The organism is Streptomyces sp. P6-2-1 (assembly GCF_050613165.1).
In the GTDB taxonomy this organism is placed as follows: domain Bacteria; phylum Actinomycetota; class Actinomycetes; order Streptomycetales; family Streptomycetaceae; genus Streptomyces.
Genome location: NZ_CP192513.1, coordinates 5,092,378 through 5,108,390, shown reverse-complemented (window position 1 = coordinate 5,108,390; position 16,013 = coordinate 5,092,378). Strand labels below are relative to the sequence as shown.

The window sequence follows — 16,013 nt, the reverse complement described above, 5'->3', positions numbered from 1 at the left end:
CACCGGACACGCCCAGCACACCGGACACGCCGAGCACGCCAAGCACCCCAGGCACGTCCGGGGCACCGGGCACCGCACCGGCCGCACCACTGAGCCACCCCCCGAGGACGAAGCCGGGGAGACGGGAACGCCCCCCGTCTCCCCGGCTTCTCGCTCGTACGCCCGAAGTGCCCCCGTACGACGTGAGGTTGACGACACCCGTCGGCCCCGCCGCCGCGCGGCCTACGCCACGTTGACCCGCTGCCCCGGAGGCGCCGCCTCCAGCCACGCGAGGAAGCCGGTCAGCGCGTCCTCGCTCATCGCGAGTTCGAGCCGCGTACCCCGGTGGAGACAGCCGAGTACGACCGCGTCCGACAGGAGCGCGAGTTCCTCCTCGCCCTCCGGCAGGCGCCGGTCGGTCACCTCGATCTCGGAGCGCTCCAGGAGCCTGCGCGGGCGGGGCGAGTACGAGAAGACGCGGAACCACGCGACCCGGTCGCCGTTGTAGCGGGCGACCCCGTAGATCCAGCCCTTGCCGCTCGCTTCGCCGCGCGCGGGCGCGTTCCAGCGCAGCGAACAGTCGAAGGTGCCGCCCGACCGCTGGATGAGCCGTCTGCGCAGCCCGAAGACGAACAGCCCCGCCGCCACCAGGACCACGACCAGCCCGCACACCAGGAGAGTGAGGAACACCAGTACCGACCTCCTCGCCTCTTCGATGACGGTTGTGCGGGGCCCGGGGAAAGGGCTGACCCTATGGTTTCAGCCGCGGCCCGGTCTGGACGAATCCAGGCCGGGCCGCGGCTGAGGTACTACGTTATCGCGCGTGCGGTCAGTGCGACGCCGCCGCCCGCAGCCGGACCTCGGCCCGGCGCTCGGCGTGGGCGTCCGCCTCGGACTTCGCGCGCTCCAGCGCGCGCTCGGCGCGCTGGACGTCGATCTCCTCGGACAGCTCCGCGATCTCCGCGAGCAGCGACAGCTTGTTGTCCGCGAAGGACAGGAAGCCGCCGTGCACCGCGACGACGACGGTGCCACCGTCGGTGGTACGGATCGTCACCGGGCCCGACTCCAGCACACCAAGGATCGGCTGGTGACCGGGCATGACGCCGATGTCCCCGGAGGTGGTGCGGGCGACGACGAGGGTGGCCTCGCCGGACCAGACACTGCGGTCCGCGGCCACCAGCTCGACATGCAGTTCAGCAGCCAAGAGGTGCTCCTCGGGTCACCACCCGGCGCGCCGGCCGGGTGTGGGAAAAGATTCTACGGGGCGGGTACGGGCCCCGGGCCGGGGCGTGCGCCCCGGGTGCCGCCGGCCGGGACGGTGCCCGGCCGGACGGCGGTGAAGCGCGGGGGTCAGGAGACGCCCAGCTCCTTGGCGTTGGCCTTCAGGTCCTCGATGCCACCGCAGAGGAAGAACGCCTGCTCCGGGAAGTGGTCGAACTCGCCGTCGCAGATCGCGTTGAACGCGGCGATCGACTCGTCCAGCGGCACGTCCGAGCCGTCCACGCCGGTGAACTGCTTGGCGACGTGGGTGTTCTGGGAGAGGAAGCGCTCGACACGACGGGCGCGCGAGACGACCAGCTTGTCCTCCTCGCCCAGCTCGTCCATACCGAGGATGGCGATGATGTCCTGGAGGTCCTTGTACTTCTGAAGGATGTTCTTGACCCGCATGGCGGTGTCGTAGTGGTCCTTCGCGATGTACCGCGGGTCCAGGATGCGGGACGTGGAGTCCAGCGGGTCCACGGCCGGGTAGATGCCCTTCTCGGAGATCGGGCGGGAGAGCACCGTCGTCGCGTCGAGGTGCGCGAAGGTGGTCGCCGGGGCCGGGTCCGTGAGGTCGTCGGCGGGCACGTAGATCGCCTGCATCGAGGTGATGGAGTGACCACGGGTCGAGGTGATGCGCTCCTGGAGGAGACCCATCTCATCGGCCAGGTTCGGCTGGTAGCCCACCGCGGAGGGCATGCGGCCGAGCAGCGTGGAGACCTCGGAACCGGCCTGCGTGAAGCGGAAGATGTTGTCGATGAAGAACAGCACGTCCTGCTTCTGGACGTCGCGGAAGTACTCGGCCATCGTCAGGCCGGCGAGCGCGACGCGCAGACGCGTCCCCGGGGGCTCGTCCATCTGGCCGAAGACCAGCGCGGTCTTGTCGATGACGCCCGAGTCGCTCATCTCGTCGATGAGGTCGTTGCCCTCACGGGTGCGCTCACCGACACCGGCGAACACCGAGACACCGTCGTGGTTGTTGGCGACGCGGTAGATCATCTCCTGGATGAGCACCGTCTTGCCGACACCGGCACCACCGAACAGACCGATCTTGCCGCCCTTGACGTACGGGGTCAGCAGGTCGATGACCTTGATGCCGGTCTCGAACATCTCGGTCTTCGACTCAAGCTCGTCGAACTTGGGCGCGGTGCGGTGGATCGCCCAGCGCTCGCCGACGTTCGCGTTCTCCTCCGGCTTGTTCAGCACCTCGCCGAGGGTGTTGAACACCTTGCCCTTGGTGAAGTCGCCGACCGGGACCTTGATGCCCTCGCCGGTGTCGGTCACCGCGGCCTGGCGCACCAGGCCGTCGGTGGGCTGCATGGAGATCGCGCGGACCAGGCCGTCACCCAGGTGCTGGGCGACCTCAAGGGTCAGCGTCTTGCGCGTGCCCTCCTCGGCCGGGTCGTCGATGTCCACGTGCAGCGCGTTGTAGATCTCCGGCATCGCGTCGACGGGGAACTCCACGTCGACGACCGGGCCGATCACCCGGGCGACGCGGCCCGTCGCGACGGCCGTCTCCACACTGGTCGTCATTACTTTTCACTCCCCGCGTTCGCGTCGGCCAGGGCACTGGAGCCACCGACGATCTCGCTGATTTCCTGGGTGATTTCGGCCTGGCGGGCCTGGTTGGCAAGCCGGGACAGCGTGTTGATCAGCTCTCCGGCGTTGTCCGTGGCCGACTTCATCGCGCGCCGCGTGGCAGCGTGCTTGGAGGCGGCGGACTGGAGCAGCGCGTTGTAGATCCTGCTCTCGACGTACCGCGGCAGGAGGGCGTCGAGTACGTCCTCCGCCGAGGGCTCGAAGTCGAAGAGCGGGAGGATCTCGCCCTCCGGCGCCGCTTCCTTCTTGACCTCGTCGAGACGGAGCGGCAGCAGCCGGTCGTCTCGCGCGGTCTGCGTCATCATCGAGACGAACTCGGTGTAGACGAGGTGGAGTTCATCCACGCCGCCCTCGGCCGTGTCCTTCTCGATGGCCTCGATCAGCGGTCCTGCCACCGTCTTGGCGTCGGCGTAGGTCGGCTCATCCGTGAAGCCGGTCCACGAACCCGCGAGGGCACGCTCACGGAAGTTGTAGTGCGCGATGCCGCGCCGGCCGACGACATAGATGTCGACCGTGCGGCCCGCGGCCTCCAGCTTCGCGGTCAGCTGCTCCGCCTGCTTGAGCGCGTTGGCGTTGAAGGCACCGGCCAGACCGCGGTCGCTGGCGAGTACCAGGACAGCGCTGCGGACGGGCTTCTCGGCCTCGGTGGTCAGCGGGTGCTGCGTGTTCGAGCCGGTCGCGACCGCCGTGACCGCGCGGGTCAGCTCGGTCGCGTACGGGGTCGACGCCGCCACCTTGCGCTGCGCCTTGACGATGCGCGAGGCGGCGATCATCTCCATCGCCTTGGTGATCTTCTTGGTCGCCGAGACGGACCGGATACGCCGCTTGTAGACCCGGAGCTGGGCTCCCATGAGTCAGGTCCCTTCGGTCGTCACTTGGCGGCGGTCGCGGAGGCGTCGTCGCCCAGCAGCTTGCCGTCCGAGGTCTGGAACTGCTTCTTGAACTCCTCGACCGCGTCGCCGACCGCCGTGATGGTGTCGTCGGACATCTTGGCGCCCTCCTTGATGGAGGTGAGGAGCGGCTGCCGCGTGCTGTGCAGCCAGCTGAGCAGCTCCTTCTCGAAGCGGCGCACGTCGGGGACGGGCACCTCGTCCATCTTGCCGTTGGTACCCGCCCAGATGGAGACGACCTGGTCCTCGGTCGCCATCGGCTGGTACTGGTCCTGCTTGAGCAGTTCCACCAGGCGCTGACCGCGGGCGAGCTGCGCCTTCGACGCGGCGTCCAGGTCGGAACCGAAGGCCGCGAAGGACTCCAGCTCGCGGTACTGGGCGAGGTCCAGGCGCAGACGCCCGGAGACCTGACGCATCGCCTTGTGCTGTGCGGAGCCACCGACGCGGGAGACCGAGATACCGACGTTCAGCGCGGGGCGCTGACCGGCGTTGAAGAGGTCGGACTCCAGGAAGCACTGGCCGTCGGTGATGGAGATGACGTTGGTCGGGATGAACGCCGAGACGTCGTTGGCCTTCGTCTCGACGATCGGCAGACCCGTCATCGAACCGGCGCCCAGGTCGTCGGAGAGCTTCGCGCAGCGCTCCAGGAGACGCGAGTGCAGGTAGAAGACGTCACCCGGGTACGCCTCGCGCCCCGGCGGGCGGCGCAGCAGGAGGGAGACGGCGCGGTAGGCGTCGGCCTGCTTCGACAGGTCGTCGAAGATGATCAGGACGTGCTTGCCGTCGTACATCCAGTGCTGGCCGATGGCCGAGCCGGTGTACGGGGCGAGGTACTTGAAGCCGGCCGGGTCGGAGGCCGGCGAGGCGACGATGGTCGTGTAGTCGAGCGCGCCGGCCTCTTCGAGGGAGCTGCGCACCGAGGCGATGGTGGAGCCCTTCTGACCGATGGCGACGTAGATGCAGCGCACCTGCTTGTTGGGGTCGCCCGACTCCCAGTTGGCGCGCTGGTTGATGATCGTGTCGACGGCCAGCGCGGTCTTGCCGGTCTGGCGGTCGCCGATGATCAGCTGACGCTGGCCGCGGCCGATCGGGGTCATGGCGTCGACGGCCTTGTAGCCCGTCTCCATCGGCTCGTGGACCGACTTGCGCTGCATGACGGTGGGAGCCTGAAGCTCCAGCGCGCGGCGCCCCGTGGTCGCGATCTCGCCGAGACCGTCGATCGGGTTGCCCAGCGGGTCGACGACACGGCCGAGGTAGCCGTCGCCGACGCCGACCGAGAGGACCTCGCCGGTACGCGTGACCGGCTGCCCCTCCTCGACGCCGCTGAACTCGCCGAGGACGATGGCACCGATCTCGCGCTCCTCAAGGTTGAGGGCGAGGCCGAGGGTGCCGTCCTCGAACTTCAGCAGTTCATTCGCCATCGCCGAGGGCAGCCCCTCGATACGGGCGATGCCGTCGCCCGCGGTGGTGACAGTGCCGACCTCCTCGCGCGAGGCCGCGTCCGGCTTGTACGACTGGACGAAGTTCTCCAGTGCGTCCCGGATCTCCTCCGGCCGGATCGTGAGCTCCGCCATCTGAGTTCCCTGCTCTCCTTGTTGGGCCCGAAGTCTTTGGGGGTTCCTGGGGGAACCCCCCAGAACTTCTTCATCCTGTGGACGGCCCAACCGGGCCGTTTGATCGTGCATGTCTCAAGCTGCTCGGTGTCGGAGGCCTTCAGGCCCCGAAGCCTCGCAGCCGCTCGGCGTCCGAAGCCGCTCGGTCTCCGCGACCGCTCGGGTCCGCGAGCCCGGCCGCGCAGGGCCGGGCGGCGCCGACCTGGTCAGCCAGCCATCCGGCGGCTGACCTCGTCGATGCGGTCGGCGAGCGAGCCGTTGATGACCTCGTCACCGATCTGGACGCGGATGCCACCGAGGACTTCCGGGTCCACATCGAGGTTGAGGTGCAGCTCCTTGCCGTACAGCTTCGCCAGGGACCGCGCGAGGCGGTCGCGCTGGGCATCGCTGAGGGGTACCGCGGAGGTGACCACTGCCACGAGCCGGTTGCGTCGCTCGGCGGCGAGCCGGGCGAGCCTTTCCAGTCCGCTTTCCAGGCTACGTCCTCGGGGGTGTGCCGCGAGCCGGGCGAGAATCCGCTCGGTGCTCGCGTGGGCACGGCCCGCGAGGAGGGTGCGCACCAGGCTCGCGCGCGCCTCGGCCGGGGCCGAGTCGTCGGTGAGCGCGGCACGCAGCGCGTGATCGGAGACGACGATCCGGCCGAAGCGGAAGATCTCGTCCTCCACGTCGTCCAGGCCGCCGGCCCGCTGCGCGGCGGTCAGCTCGGCGAGGGTCGCCAGCTCCTCCAGGGCGTCCGTGAAGTCGCGCGAACGCGACCAGCGGGAACGCACCAGGCCGGCGACGAGGTCGGCGGTGGGACCGCTGACCTGGCCGCTGAGCAGGCGCTCGGCGAGCTGCGCCTTGGCCTCGGCGGGCTGCGCCGGGTCGGTGAGGACCCGACGCAGGGACACCTCGCGGTCGAGCAGCGTGGTGGTCGCCGTCAGCTCCTCGGCCAGCGTCGTGGCGTCGGCGGACGTCGAGTCCGTCAGCGCGTCGAGACGCTGGACCGCGGCCGACAGCGCCTCGCGGCTCGCTCCGTTCATCGTGCCGCCTCAGCCTTCGCGTCGAGTTCGTCGAGGAAACGGTCGATCGTGCGGCTCTGGCGCGCGTGGTCCTCCAGGGACTCGCCGACCAGCTTGCCGGCCAGCTCGGTCGCGAGGCGGCCGACGTCCTGGCGCAGAGTGTTCGCCGCGGCCTTGCGGTCCGCCTCGATCTGGGTGTGGCCTGCGGCGATGATCTCCTCACGCTGCCGCTGGCCTTCCGCGCGCATCTCGGCGATGAGCGTGGCGCCCTGTTCCTGGGCCTCGGACCGCAGCCGGGCGGCCTCGTGCCGTGCCTCGGCGAGCTGGGCCTTGTACTGCTCCAGCACGCTGTCGGCCTCGGTACGAGCGGCCTCGGCCTTCTCCATCCCGCCCTCGATGGCCTCACGGCGCTCGTCCAGAACCTTGTTGATGTTCGGGAGGAGCTTCCAGGCGAGGAGGCCGAAGACGATGACGAAGGCGAGGGCGCCGATGACCAGCTCGGGGATCGGCGGAACGAGGGGGTTCTCCTCTTCCGCCGCGAGCATCAGCAGTGAGCTCACTTGGGTGCCTTTCGTCTAGTGGGCGTACGAGATCGGGTGATCAGGAGCCGTAGACGAACGGCATGACCAGACCGATCAGCGCGAGCGCCTCACAGAAGGCGAAGCCGAGGATCTGGTTGGCGCGGATCAGGCCGGCCGCTTCGGGCTGGCGGGCGAGCGCCTGGGTGCCGTTGCCGAAGATGATGCCGACGCCGACGCCGGGGCCGATGGCCGCGAGGCCGTAGCCGATGGAGCCGAGCGCCTTGAGGTCACCGGTGAGGCCGTCGGCGGCGAGGGTCTGGAGAGCGGACATGCCGGTTCTTCCTTCTCTTTACAAGGGCCGGTGGGGGTTGACCACCGGACGATCAAGGTGGGGGCGGGCCGAGGTCAGTGGTGCTCGGCGACGGCACCCTGGAGGAAAGTGCAGGTGAGGAGCACGAAGACGTACGCCTGAAGGGCCTGGATGAACAGCTCGAAGGCGGTCATCACGAGGGTCATGATGAAGGAGACGCCCGCGTAGGCGATCCCGATGCCGTTGAGCAGGTACCAGCTCGCGATCGTGAAGAGCAGGATCAGCGTGTGGCCCGCGAACATGTTGGCGAAGAGTCGCACCGCGTGCGTGAAGGGACGCACGAGCAGGTTCGAGAACAGCTCGATGAACGCGGCGAGGTAGGCGACCGCGCCGAGCGACTTGTCGAAGCCGGTGACGTTCTTCCAGAAGCCCGTCCAGCCGTGCCGCTTGAACGTGAGGCTGATCCAGGTCACGTAGACGACGAGCGCGAGCACCGCGGGGTACGAGATGACCGACGTGACCGGGAACTGCGCGACCGGAATGATCGACCAGAGGTTCATCATCCAGACGAAGAAGAACAAGGAGACGATGAGCGGAACCCACTTCTCGCCTTCCTTCTTGCCCATCGTCTCGTAGACGACCCCGCGCCGGATGAAGTCGTAACCGGCCTCGGCGACCATCTGGACCTTGCCGGGAACGACCTTCGGCTTGCGGAAGGCGACCCAGAAGAAGCCGATGATGATGATCGAGCCCAGGAGGGCGAGCAGCATCGTCTTGTTGAAGTAAAGATTGCTGTCCCCGTCGCCCCAGAGCGGCTTGAACAGGAACGAGTGCAGGCCCGGAGCCGGGAAACCGCATCCGTCGAAGATGTGGCAGTCGGTCTCGAAGGCGAGCACCTGCGTCGGGTCAGCACTCACCGCGGGCTCCTTCAGCGTGGCGCATAGGTACGGCAACCTCGTTGTGTCGGCGCGGCGCGGAGCCGCTGGTCGGCACGGGACTGGTGTTACGGGTGTGGGGACGGCTCTCGCTCGACGAGCCTCGCGGTCCAGCAGGACAAGGCTCGGATGGCCGCGTCCGCGATGCCGCAGTTGGAACCGGACAATAGCAGTCGCGTCCGCGACCCTTTATCCCGCCCCTACCCCTCATGCGCGGGACCCCGACTTCGTCGCGCTCCCGGCCTTGTTCGCGGCCTCGGGGTCGACGTAGAGGATCTTCGCCTTCGTGTGTGCGCGGGCCTGCGCCGCGACCCAGATCAAGGTTCCCGCCACGATGACGGCGGCGAAGACCTTGGGGTCGAAGAGATCGGTGTTCTTGAACGCGGCCACGAAGACGAAGAGGAGCAGGAGCTGGCCCGTGTAGAGCGCGAGCCCCATGCCCTGGAAGATCTGCGGGTAGGTGCGGCCGACCCACTGGAGGAGCGCGAGGCCGCCGCCCATGAAGAGCAGCACGATGACCGTCGCGACCACAGCGCCGAGGGCTCCCTTTCCGCCTGCCACGATCGCGGCGACAACGGCTGCGATCGCGCCGGCGGCGGCTGTGGGCACAGCGGTCCGCTGGAGGAGGAGGGTTTCCTGGGAGGGCATGGCGGCAACTCCGCTACGTGGGTGGGCAAAGCACAGGGGTACTGCACAAGGGGGACTCGTCGGGGACGAGCGTAGACCGGGTGGGAGACGGGAGCCTCCGGGTGACAGGGGTCAACGAGCCGTCTCAGCACGGCCCTTCGACCCTGTTCCCCCGGCCTCGTGAACGCTATCACAAACTATTTGATGAGGTCTTTACCTCGAACGTGTGCTAGTTGTCACACGTGAGCGTTAATTCGCCGCTCAGCGCGTGACCTCCCCTCAACTTGTCTGCTATTAAGGGGATTTTGCCATCGGTTGAGGCGACCCGGCACGTCCAGGTGAACTCTCGGTGGAGCCCGTGACCTTTCCGTATTCAGTGCCGCGAGCCCGCCGAGGGCGCGGGATCGCGCTTCTCGTACGCGCCGAGTGCCGTCGCCCCGTGGGCGGTACGCGCCGGAGCGGCCCCCTCCGCCGCCGCGTCCACCGCCGCGGCCGCCGCCTGCGCCCTCGCCCGCCGCAGCGCCGCCCTGCGCCGTCGGTAGCGCGGCGGCACGGCCTTCTCCGCCCAGTGCGGCACGCGGGGCTGGAAGCGCGGCAGCAGGAGCAGCACGAGGCCGACCGCGCTCCCCGCCATGATCGCCAGCACGATCCACATCGAGGCCGAGTTCACCGAGTACGCGAGCGTCCCGAAGGAGATGAGCGCGCACCAGAAGTACATGATCAGCACGGCCCGGGACTTGGAGTGCCCGAGCTGCAACAGACGGTGGTGGAGGTGGCCCCGGTCGGCGGCGAACGGCGACTGCCCGCGCCAGGTGCGCCGCACCACCGCGAGCACGAGGTCCACCGCGGGCACCGCGATGATCGAAAGGGGCAGCAGCAGCGGGATGTACGAGGGCACCATCTCGTGGACCGAGGCGCGCTCCGAGCCCGTGAAGAGGTTGAGCGCGTCCGGCTCGACCTGCCCGGTGATCGAGATGCCGCCCGCGGCGAGCACGAGCCCGATGAGCATCGAGCCCGAGTCGCCCATGAAGATCCTCGCCGGTGGCATGTTGTGCGGCAGGAAACCGAGGCACATGCCGATGAGGATCGCCGAGAAGAGCGTCGCCGGCGCGGCCGCCTCGATGGCGTGCCCGTACCAGATCCGGTAGGCGTACAGGAAGAACGCGGTCGCCGCGATGCAGACCATCCCGGCGGCGAGGCCGTCGAGCCCGTCGACGAAGTTGACCGCGTTGACGGTGACGAGGACGAGCGCGACCGTGAGCAGATTGCCCTGCCAGGCACTCAGCAGGATCGTGCCCTCGCCGGGGATCGGCAGCCACAGGATCGTGAGGCCCTGGACGACCATGACACCGGCGGCGATGAGCTGGCCGCCGAGCTTCACGAGCGCGTCGATCTCGTACTTGTCGTCGAGCACCCCGACGATCCAGATGATCGCGGCCCCCGAGAGCAGCGCCCTGGGTTCGTGCGAGGTCACGAAGACGCTGTTGAGATTGGTGAGGTGATCGGCGACGAGCAGCCCCGCGCACAGCCCCGCGAACATCGCGATGCCCCCGAGCCGGGGGGTCGGTTCGCGGTGCACGTCCCGGGCCCGGATCTCGGTCATGGCGCCCGCGACGATGGCGAACTTCCGCACCGGTCCGGTCAGCAGATAGGTCACCGCCATCGTGATGCAGAGCGTCAGCAGGTATTCACGCACGGGCTTCCCCACAGATCGAGCGGCCATCCTCCAGCGCACACCTTAGCTTCGCGCGCATACCGCCCTGACCTTCCGGGTAGCCCCTCTGGTTGCCCCGAAACGCCCCCGTAGCGGGTCACGGGACCCCCGAACGCCCCAAATCCCCCGCACCGCACATCCGTCGCACGGGGGACGTTCCGCGCCTTCCCGCGCGGGCCCTCCTCGCCCCGCGCACCGGGCGCAGCGAGCCCGTAACCGCCGGGCCCTGCCCCGGATCACCGGGCCACTTCGGCCCCTGTCAGCGCGTTGATCACGGGGTCGAGCGCCTCGCTGATCTCCCCGCCGATGGCCTCGAAGAACGTCAACGGAGCCCCGTAGGGGTCGTGCACCTCGTCCGCCTCGGGGGTGGGCGCGAGCAGCCAGCCGCGCAGCGCGGCGGCGGCCCGTACCAGCGCCCGCGCGCGGGCGGCGAGATCGGCGGTGTCCGGCAGCGTCGCGGGGTCTATGGCGCGTACGAGCCGGGTGAACTCCTTGAGCGTGAAGGTGCGCAGGCCCGCCGAGTGTCCCATCGAGATCACCTGCGCGCGGTGGTCGCGGGTCGCCGTGAGGACGAGGTCGGCGTGGATGACGTGCGCGTCGAGCAGCTCCCTGGCGCGGAAACCCACCGGGTCGGCGCCCAGTTCCCGCAGTACGGCGGCCGCGTTCTCCTCCATCGGCGCGCCCTCGTGCCCCCAGGTCCCCGCGCTCTCCACGAGCAGCTCGGCGCCCGCGCGCTCCCCGAGCCTGGCCATGAGGGCATGGCGGGTCAGCCGCTCGGTGATCGGCGAGCGGCACACGTTCCCCGTGCTGACGTGGAGGATGCGGAAGGGAGGGTCGGGCGGGTCCCCGGGTATGTCCCGGCCTTCGCCGGGGGCCGTCAACTGGCCACCTTGAGATGGGGTACCACCTTGCGCAGCTCTTCGGCGTCGATGACACCGGCACGCAGCAGCACGGGCACCTCGCCGCTCACGTCGACGATCGAGGAAGGAACGTTTCCCGAGGTGGGGCCGCCGTCGAGGTAGACGGAAACGGAGTCGCCGAGCATCTCCTGCGCGGCATCGCAGGTCTCGGGCGCCGGGTGGCCCGTGAGGTTGCCCGAGGAGACGGCCATCGGGCCGAAGTCGGTGAGGAGTTCGATCGCGACCGGGTGGAGCGGCATCCGGATCGCGACGGTGCCGCGGGTGTCCCCGAGGTCCCAGGCGAGCGAGGGCTGGTGGCGGGCGACGAGCGTGAGGCCGCCGGGCCAGAAGGCGTCCACGAGGTCCCAGGCGGTCTCGGAGAAGTCCGTGACGAGACCGTGCAGGGTGTTCGGCGAGCCGATGAGCACGGGCGAGGGCATGTTGCGCCCGCGGCCCTTGGCGGTGAGCAGGTCGCCGACCGCTTCGGCGCTGAAGGCGTCGGCGCCGATGCCGTAGACGGTGTCGGTCGGCAGGACGACGAGTTCGCCGCGCCGGACGGCGGAGGCGGCCTCGCGCAGGCCGGTGGCGCGGTCGGTCGCGTCGTCGCAGTCGTATCGCCGTGCCATCAGCGGGTCTCCTGTTCGCGGGGAAGGTGCGGGGGGTCGTACGGGGCGTGGGAGGGGCCGTACGGGGCGTGGGGCGGCTCGTACGGGCGTGCGTGCGGGTCGTGCGGGCCCGGGCGGCTCACGGCAGGGCCTTGCGGGCCGTCGCGAAGCGCGGGCGGTTGTTGAGGTCGGGGTGGTCGGCGGCGTCCGCCCAGCCGCGCTCCTCGGTGAAGAGCCACGGCACCTGGCCGCCCTGCGTGTCGGCGTGCTCGACGACGACGACACCGCCCGGGCGCAGCAGGCGGTGCGCGGTGCGCTCGATGCGGCGGATCGTGTCGAGTCCGTCCTCGCCGGAGAAGAGCGCCATCTCGGGGTCGTGGTCGCGGGCCTCGGGCGCCACGTACTCCCACTCGGTGAGCGGGATGTACGGCGGGTTGGAGATCACCAGGTCGACCTGCCCGTCGAGCGCGGGCAGGGCCGCGAAGGCGTCGCCCTGGTGGAGGTGGACGCGGGAGCCCTCGACGTTCTTGCGGGTCCACACGAGGGCGTCCTCGCTCAGCTCGACGGCGTGCACCGTGGAGCGCGGCACCTCCTGCGCGAGCGCGAGCGCGATGGCACCCGAGCCCGTGCACAGGTCCACGACGAGCGGTTCGACGACGTCCATCGCGCGCACGGCGTCTATGGCCCAGCCGACGACGGACTCGGTCTCGGGCCTGGGCACGAAGACGCCGGGGCCGACCTGGAGTTCCAGGTAGCGGAAGTAGGCCCGCCCGGTGATGTGCTGGAGCGGCTCGCGCGCCTCGCGGCGGGCGATCGTCTCCCAGTAGCGGGCGTCGAAGTCGGCGTCCGGGACGGTGTGCAGTTCTCCGCGCTTGACGTCGTGCACGTACGCGGCCAGCTCCTCCGCGTCGTTGCGGGGAGAGGGCACACCGGCGGCGGCGAGCCGCTGGGTGGCCTGGGCCACCTCGGCGAGCAGGAGGTTCACGCGCCTGTCCTTCCTCTGGCGCCGGCGCCGCCGGCTGCCGCGGCCCTGCGGCCGCTCTCGGTCACGCTTGCGCGCGCTGTCACGGGTGCGCGCCCGCGGTCACGCCGCGGCGAGCTTGGCCGCGGAGTCCGCGTCCACGCACGCCTGGATGACCGCGTCGAGGTCCCCGTCGAGCACCTGGTCGAGGTTGTACGCCTTGTAGCCGACGCGGTGGTCGGAGATGCGGTTCTCGGGGAAGTTGTACGTACGGATCTTCTCCGAGCGGTCCACGGTGCGCACCTGGCTGCGGCGCGCGTCGGCCGCCTCGCGCTCGGCCTCCTCCTGGGCCGCCGCCAGGAGTCTGGAGCGCAGGATGCGCAGGGCCTGCTCCTTGTTCTGGAGCTGGCTCTTCTCGTTCTGGCAGGAGGCGACGACGCCGGTGGGCAGGTGCGTGATGCGCACGGCCGAGTCGGTCGTGTTGACGGACTGGCCGCCGGGTCCCGAGGAGCGGTAGACGTCGATGCGCAGGTCGTTCGGGTTGATCTCGACGTCGACCTCCTCGGCCTCGGGGGTCACGAGGACCCCGGCGGCCGAGGTGTGGATGCGGCCCTGGGACTCGGTCGAGGGGACCCGCTGCACGCGGTGCACGCCGCCCTCGTACTTCATCCGCGCCCAGACCCCGTGCCCGGGCTCGGGGTTCGCGTTGCCCTTCGTCTTCACGGCGACCTGGACGTCCTTGTAACCGCCCAGTTCGGACTCGGTGGCGTCGAGGATCTCGGTCTTCCAGCCGACCCGCTCCGCGTACCGCAGGTACATGCGCAGCAGGTCCCCCGCGAAGAGCGCGGACTCGTCGCCGCCCGCGCCCGCCTTGATCTCCAGGATGACGTCCTTGTCGTCGCTCGGGTCGCGCGGGACGAGCAGGAGGCGCAGCTTTTCGGTCAGCTCCTCGCGGCGCTCGTCCAGCTCCTTGACCTCGGCGGCGAACTCGGGGTCCTCGGCGGCGAGTTCACGCGCGGTGGCGATGTCCTCGCCGGTCGAGCGCCAGGCCCGGTAGGTGCCGACGATGGGGGTCAGCTCGGCGTAGCGCTTGCTGAGCCGCCTGGCGTTGGCCTGGTCGGCGTGGACCGAGGGGTCGGCGAGTGTCCGCTCCAGTTCGGCGTGCTCGCCGATGAGTTCCTCGACCGCCTCGAACATCTCCGGGCTCCAAATCGCGTGCGTGGAAGGGCTGCGGGGCTGGGCCGCAAGGGGGACCGCGGGGGCGTGGCGCGCGGGACGGCGTGCCACCGCCGAAAAAGCGCCGGCCCCGGCCGCCCCGAGGGGCGGCCGAGGACCGGCGCGTTCGGCTCGCTACTTCTTGGCGGAGCCGGTGGCGGCCTTGCCGAAGCGGGCCTCGAAGCGGGCCACGCGGCCGCCGGTGTCGAGGATCTTCTGCTTGCCCGTGTAGAACGGGTGGCACTCGGAGCACACGTCGGCGCGGATGGTGCCGGACGGGACGGTGCTACGGGTGGTGAACGACGCGCCACAGGTGCAGCTGACCTGCGTCTCGACGTACTCGGGGTGGATGTCGCGCTTCAAGGTGTCTCCTAGGTTCTGGAGGGTGCCGGGTCGCGGAGCCGGGAATGGCGCCACGTGAACCGGGACCGACGTACCAGTTTGCCAGCACTGGCCGTATCCCCCAAAACCGGGGTCGGGGCGCTCGTATTCCCGTACGGAGGGTCGCCCGCCGGCACCGGCCGGTGACCCCTTCCGGGCCTCAGCCCTTGACGACCCCGTCGGCCCCGCCCTCGGTCGTGCCGTGCCGCGCGGCGGCGGGGACCGGGGCGTCGGCGCGCAGCGCCTTCCACAGCAGCGTGTCCTTGGCGGCGTCGGGCAGGACGCGGTTGGCGTTCTGGGGGTCGTAGCCGACGGGCAGCGTCACCATCGTCATGCCCGAGGTCCTGACGCCCTTGAGCGAGGTGCCGAGCTTCGCGAGCCCGCTCACCGAGTCGAGACCCGAGTCGGTCGTGAGGGCGCTCGTGGCCGCCCCGGCGAGCTTGTACGCCTTCGCGGGGTTGCCGAGGACGCCGACGTGTTTGACGCGCTCGATGAGCGCCTTGACGAAGGCCTGCTGGAGCTGGATGCGGCCGAGGTCGCTGCCGTCGCCCACGCCGTGCCGGGTGCGCACGAGGCCGAGGGACTGCTCGCCGTCCAGGGTGTGCTTGCCCGCGGGGAGGTTCAGGTGGCTGGAGGCGTCCTGGATGGGCTTCGTCGTGGTGAGCGGGACACCGCCGAGCGCGTCGATGAGCTTCTTGAAGCCCGTGAAGTCGACCTCGACGTAGTGGTCCATGCGGATGCCGGACATCGACTCGACGGTCTTGACGGCGCACGCGGGCCCGCCGGCCGCGTAGGCGCTGTTGAACATCGCCTGACGGGCGGCGGCGACGGTCTTCCCGTCGTCCGTCGTGCACGCGGGGCGGTCGACGAGGGTGTCGCGCGGGATGGAGACGACGCTCGCCTTCTTGTGGCCCTCGTAGACGTGCACGACCATCGCGGTGTCGGAGCGTGCGGCGCCCTCGTCGCGCCCGTACTTCCCGTTCGCGCCCGAGCGCGAGTCGGAGCCGAGGACGAGGATGTCCATCGAGCCGTCGTCGGTGTCGGCCGGCCTGTCCTTGCCGAGCGCCGCGTCGATGTCGACGCCCTTGATGTTGTGGTTGAGGTGCCAGTACGCGTAGCCGAGGCCCGAGCCGCCGAGTACGACGAGTCCCGCGGTCGCCCAGGCGGCGATCAGCAGGCCCTTGCGGCGGGCGCGCGGCTTGCGGCGGCGCCCCTTGCCGCCCCGGCGGGGGCGGGACCCCTCCTCGGGGCTCGCGGGGGTGTCGGTCATGCGCTCCTCAGCTCTGTCGCGTGGCTCCCCCGTCCCGGCGTGCCCACGTCAGCACGACGCCGGATCTCGCCAGCGTCGCACAACGCGCTGTGATCACGACGGGGCCCGATTCAGCCGATCGCTGCGCCCTCCACGCGGACTGCCTGGGGTTTTCCGGTGCGGCGAGGGGACGGGGTCGCTCACGGGCTGTGGCGAAGGACACGCGGGCACGGGGTGCGGGGGTACGGAGCGCG

The 16,013-nt window shown here is 70.2% G+C and carries 17 protein-coding genes; all 17 read right to left on the bottom strand.

All coding sequences use genetic code 11. The features are described from left to right. Nucleotides 1–222 precede the first annotated feature (222 nt). Nucleotides 223–669, bottom strand: a complete 447-nt coding sequence (locus ACQYWQ_RS21905; RefSeq protein ID WP_431036812.1) for a DUF2550 domain-containing protein — start codon at nucleotides 667–669, stop codon at nucleotides 223–225. Between the two features lie 139 nt (nucleotides 670–808). Beyond that, nucleotides 809–1,183, bottom strand: coding sequence for a F0F1 ATP synthase subunit epsilon (locus ACQYWQ_RS21900; protein WP_431036810.1), 375 nt, complete (start codon nucleotides 1,181–1,183; stop codon nucleotides 809–811). A 146-nt stretch (nucleotides 1,184–1,329) separates the two neighbouring features. Next, nucleotides 1,330–2,772 (bottom strand): F0F1 ATP synthase subunit beta, encoded by a 1,443-nt coding sequence (gene atpD, locus ACQYWQ_RS21895; protein WP_431036809.1) that lies wholly within the window; start codon nucleotides 2,770–2,772, stop codon nucleotides 1,330–1,332. Then, nucleotides 2,772–3,689 (bottom strand): F0F1 ATP synthase subunit gamma, encoded by a 918-nt coding sequence (locus ACQYWQ_RS21890; protein WP_431036807.1) that lies wholly within the window; start codon nucleotides 3,687–3,689, stop codon nucleotides 2,772–2,774. The genes atpD and ACQYWQ_RS21890 overlap by 1 nt, the downstream gene beginning before the upstream one ends. Before the next feature lie 20 nt (nucleotides 3,690–3,709). After that, the gene (gene atpA / locus ACQYWQ_RS21885; protein WP_431036806.1) at nucleotides 3,710–5,302 is read right to left on the bottom strand and encodes a F0F1 ATP synthase subunit alpha; all 1,593 of its coding nucleotides are present in this window, start codon (nucleotides 5,300–5,302) and stop codon (nucleotides 3,710–3,712) included. A gap of 245 nt (nucleotides 5,303–5,547) precedes the next feature. Then, entirely contained in the window at nucleotides 5,548–6,363 is an 816-nt protein-coding gene (locus tag ACQYWQ_RS21880; protein WP_431036804.1) for a F0F1 ATP synthase subunit delta, read from the bottom strand. After that, on the bottom strand, nucleotides 6,360–6,902 hold the full coding sequence (locus tag ACQYWQ_RS21875; RefSeq protein ID WP_431036803.1) for a F0F1 ATP synthase subunit B: 543 nt from the start codon (nucleotides 6,900–6,902) through the stop codon (nucleotides 6,360–6,362). Before ACQYWQ_RS21875 ends, ACQYWQ_RS21880 begins: the two co-directional genes overlap by 4 nt. Before the next feature lie 40 nt (nucleotides 6,903–6,942). Further along, a complete protein-coding gene (locus tag ACQYWQ_RS21870) occupies nucleotides 6,943–7,194 on the bottom strand; it encodes a F0F1 ATP synthase subunit C (protein ID WP_431036801.1) in 252 nt (83 codons plus the stop codon). Between the two features lie 74 nt (nucleotides 7,195–7,268). After that, the gene (gene atpB / locus ACQYWQ_RS21865; RefSeq protein ID WP_431036800.1) at nucleotides 7,269–8,090 is read right to left on the bottom strand and encodes a F0F1 ATP synthase subunit A; all 822 of its coding nucleotides are present in this window, start codon (nucleotides 8,088–8,090) and stop codon (nucleotides 7,269–7,271) included. Between the two features lie 225 nt (nucleotides 8,091–8,315). Then, nucleotides 8,316–8,756, bottom strand: a complete 441-nt coding sequence (locus tag ACQYWQ_RS21860) for a hypothetical protein (RefSeq protein ID WP_431036799.1) — start codon at nucleotides 8,754–8,756, stop codon at nucleotides 8,316–8,318. A 352-nt stretch (nucleotides 8,757–9,108) separates the two neighbouring features. Continuing rightward, nucleotides 9,109–10,458, bottom strand: coding sequence for an MraY family glycosyltransferase (locus ACQYWQ_RS21855; protein ID WP_431036798.1), 1,350 nt, complete (start codon nucleotides 10,456–10,458; stop codon nucleotides 9,109–9,111). A 227-nt stretch (nucleotides 10,459–10,685) separates the two neighbouring features. Next, nucleotides 10,686–11,330 carry a protein-tyrosine-phosphatase gene (locus tag ACQYWQ_RS21850; protein ID WP_431036796.1) on the bottom strand — a complete coding sequence of 215 codons (645 nt, stop codon included), beginning with the start codon at nucleotides 11,328–11,330 and terminating at the stop codon, nucleotides 10,686–10,688. Further along, nucleotides 11,327–11,974 carry an L-threonylcarbamoyladenylate synthase gene (locus ACQYWQ_RS21845; RefSeq protein WP_431036795.1) on the bottom strand — a complete coding sequence of 216 codons (648 nt, stop codon included), beginning with the start codon at nucleotides 11,972–11,974 and terminating at the stop codon, nucleotides 11,327–11,329. Before ACQYWQ_RS21845 ends, ACQYWQ_RS21850 begins: the two co-directional genes overlap by 4 nt. Nucleotides 11,975–12,092: 118 nt before the next feature. Next, nucleotides 12,093–12,938, bottom strand: a complete 846-nt coding sequence (gene prmC / locus ACQYWQ_RS21840) for a peptide chain release factor N(5)-glutamine methyltransferase (RefSeq protein WP_431036794.1) — start codon at nucleotides 12,936–12,938, stop codon at nucleotides 12,093–12,095. Nucleotides 12,939–13,037: 99 nt separating this feature from the next. Further along, a complete protein-coding gene (gene prfA, locus ACQYWQ_RS21835) occupies nucleotides 13,038–14,111 on the bottom strand; it encodes a peptide chain release factor 1 (protein ID WP_431036793.1) in 1,074 nt (357 codons plus the stop codon). Nucleotides 14,112–14,264: 153 nt separating this feature from the next. Continuing rightward, nucleotides 14,265–14,492, bottom strand: coding sequence for a 50S ribosomal protein L31 (gene rpmE, locus ACQYWQ_RS21830; RefSeq protein WP_007822028.1), 228 nt, complete (start codon nucleotides 14,490–14,492; stop codon nucleotides 14,265–14,267). A 178-nt stretch (nucleotides 14,493–14,670) separates the two neighbouring features. Continuing rightward, nucleotides 14,671–15,780 carry an LCP family protein gene (locus ACQYWQ_RS21825; protein ID WP_431036792.1) on the bottom strand — a complete coding sequence of 370 codons (1,110 nt, stop codon included), beginning with the start codon at nucleotides 15,778–15,780 and terminating at the stop codon, nucleotides 14,671–14,673. Nucleotides 15,781–16,013 lie beyond the last annotated feature (233 nt).

What these genes read in the sequence shown, in the direction of transcription:
- ACQYWQ_RS21890 (WP_431036807.1), bottom strand. Translation starts at nt 3,689, where the DNA reads ATGGGAGCCCAGCTCCGGGTCTACAAGCGGCGTATCCGGTCCGTCTCG.
- ACQYWQ_RS21880 (WP_431036804.1), bottom strand. Translation starts at nt 6,363, where the DNA reads ATGAACGGAGCGAGCCGCGAGGCGCTGTCGGCCGCGGTCCAGCGTCTC.
- atpD (WP_431036809.1), bottom strand. Translation starts at nt 2,772, where the DNA reads ATGACGACCAGTGTGGAGACGGCCGTCGCGACGGGCCGCGTCGCCCGG.
- ACQYWQ_RS21825 (WP_431036792.1), bottom strand. Translation starts at nt 15,780, where the DNA reads ATGACCGACACCCCCGCGAGCCCCGAGGAGGGGTCCCGCCCCCGCCGG.
- ACQYWQ_RS21860 (WP_431036799.1), bottom strand. Translation starts at nt 8,756, where the DNA reads ATGCCCTCCCAGGAAACCCTCCTCCTCCAGCGGACCGCTGTGCCCACA.
- ACQYWQ_RS21855 (WP_431036798.1), bottom strand. Translation starts at nt 10,458, where the DNA reads ATGGCCGCTCGATCTGTGGGGAAGCCCGTGCGTGAATACCTGCTGACG.
- ACQYWQ_RS21870 (WP_431036801.1), bottom strand. Translation starts at nt 7,194, where the DNA reads ATGTCCGCTCTCCAGACCCTCGCCGCCGACGGCCTCACCGGTGACCTC.
- prfA (WP_431036793.1), bottom strand. Translation starts at nt 14,111, where the DNA reads ATGTTCGAGGCGGTCGAGGAACTCATCGGCGAGCACGCCGAACTGGAG.
- ACQYWQ_RS21845 (WP_431036795.1), bottom strand. Translation starts at nt 11,974, where the DNA reads ATGGCACGGCGATACGACTGCGACGACGCGACCGACCGCGCCACCGGC.
- atpA (WP_431036806.1), bottom strand. Translation starts at nt 5,302, where the DNA reads ATGGCGGAGCTCACGATCCGGCCGGAGGAGATCCGGGACGCACTGGAG.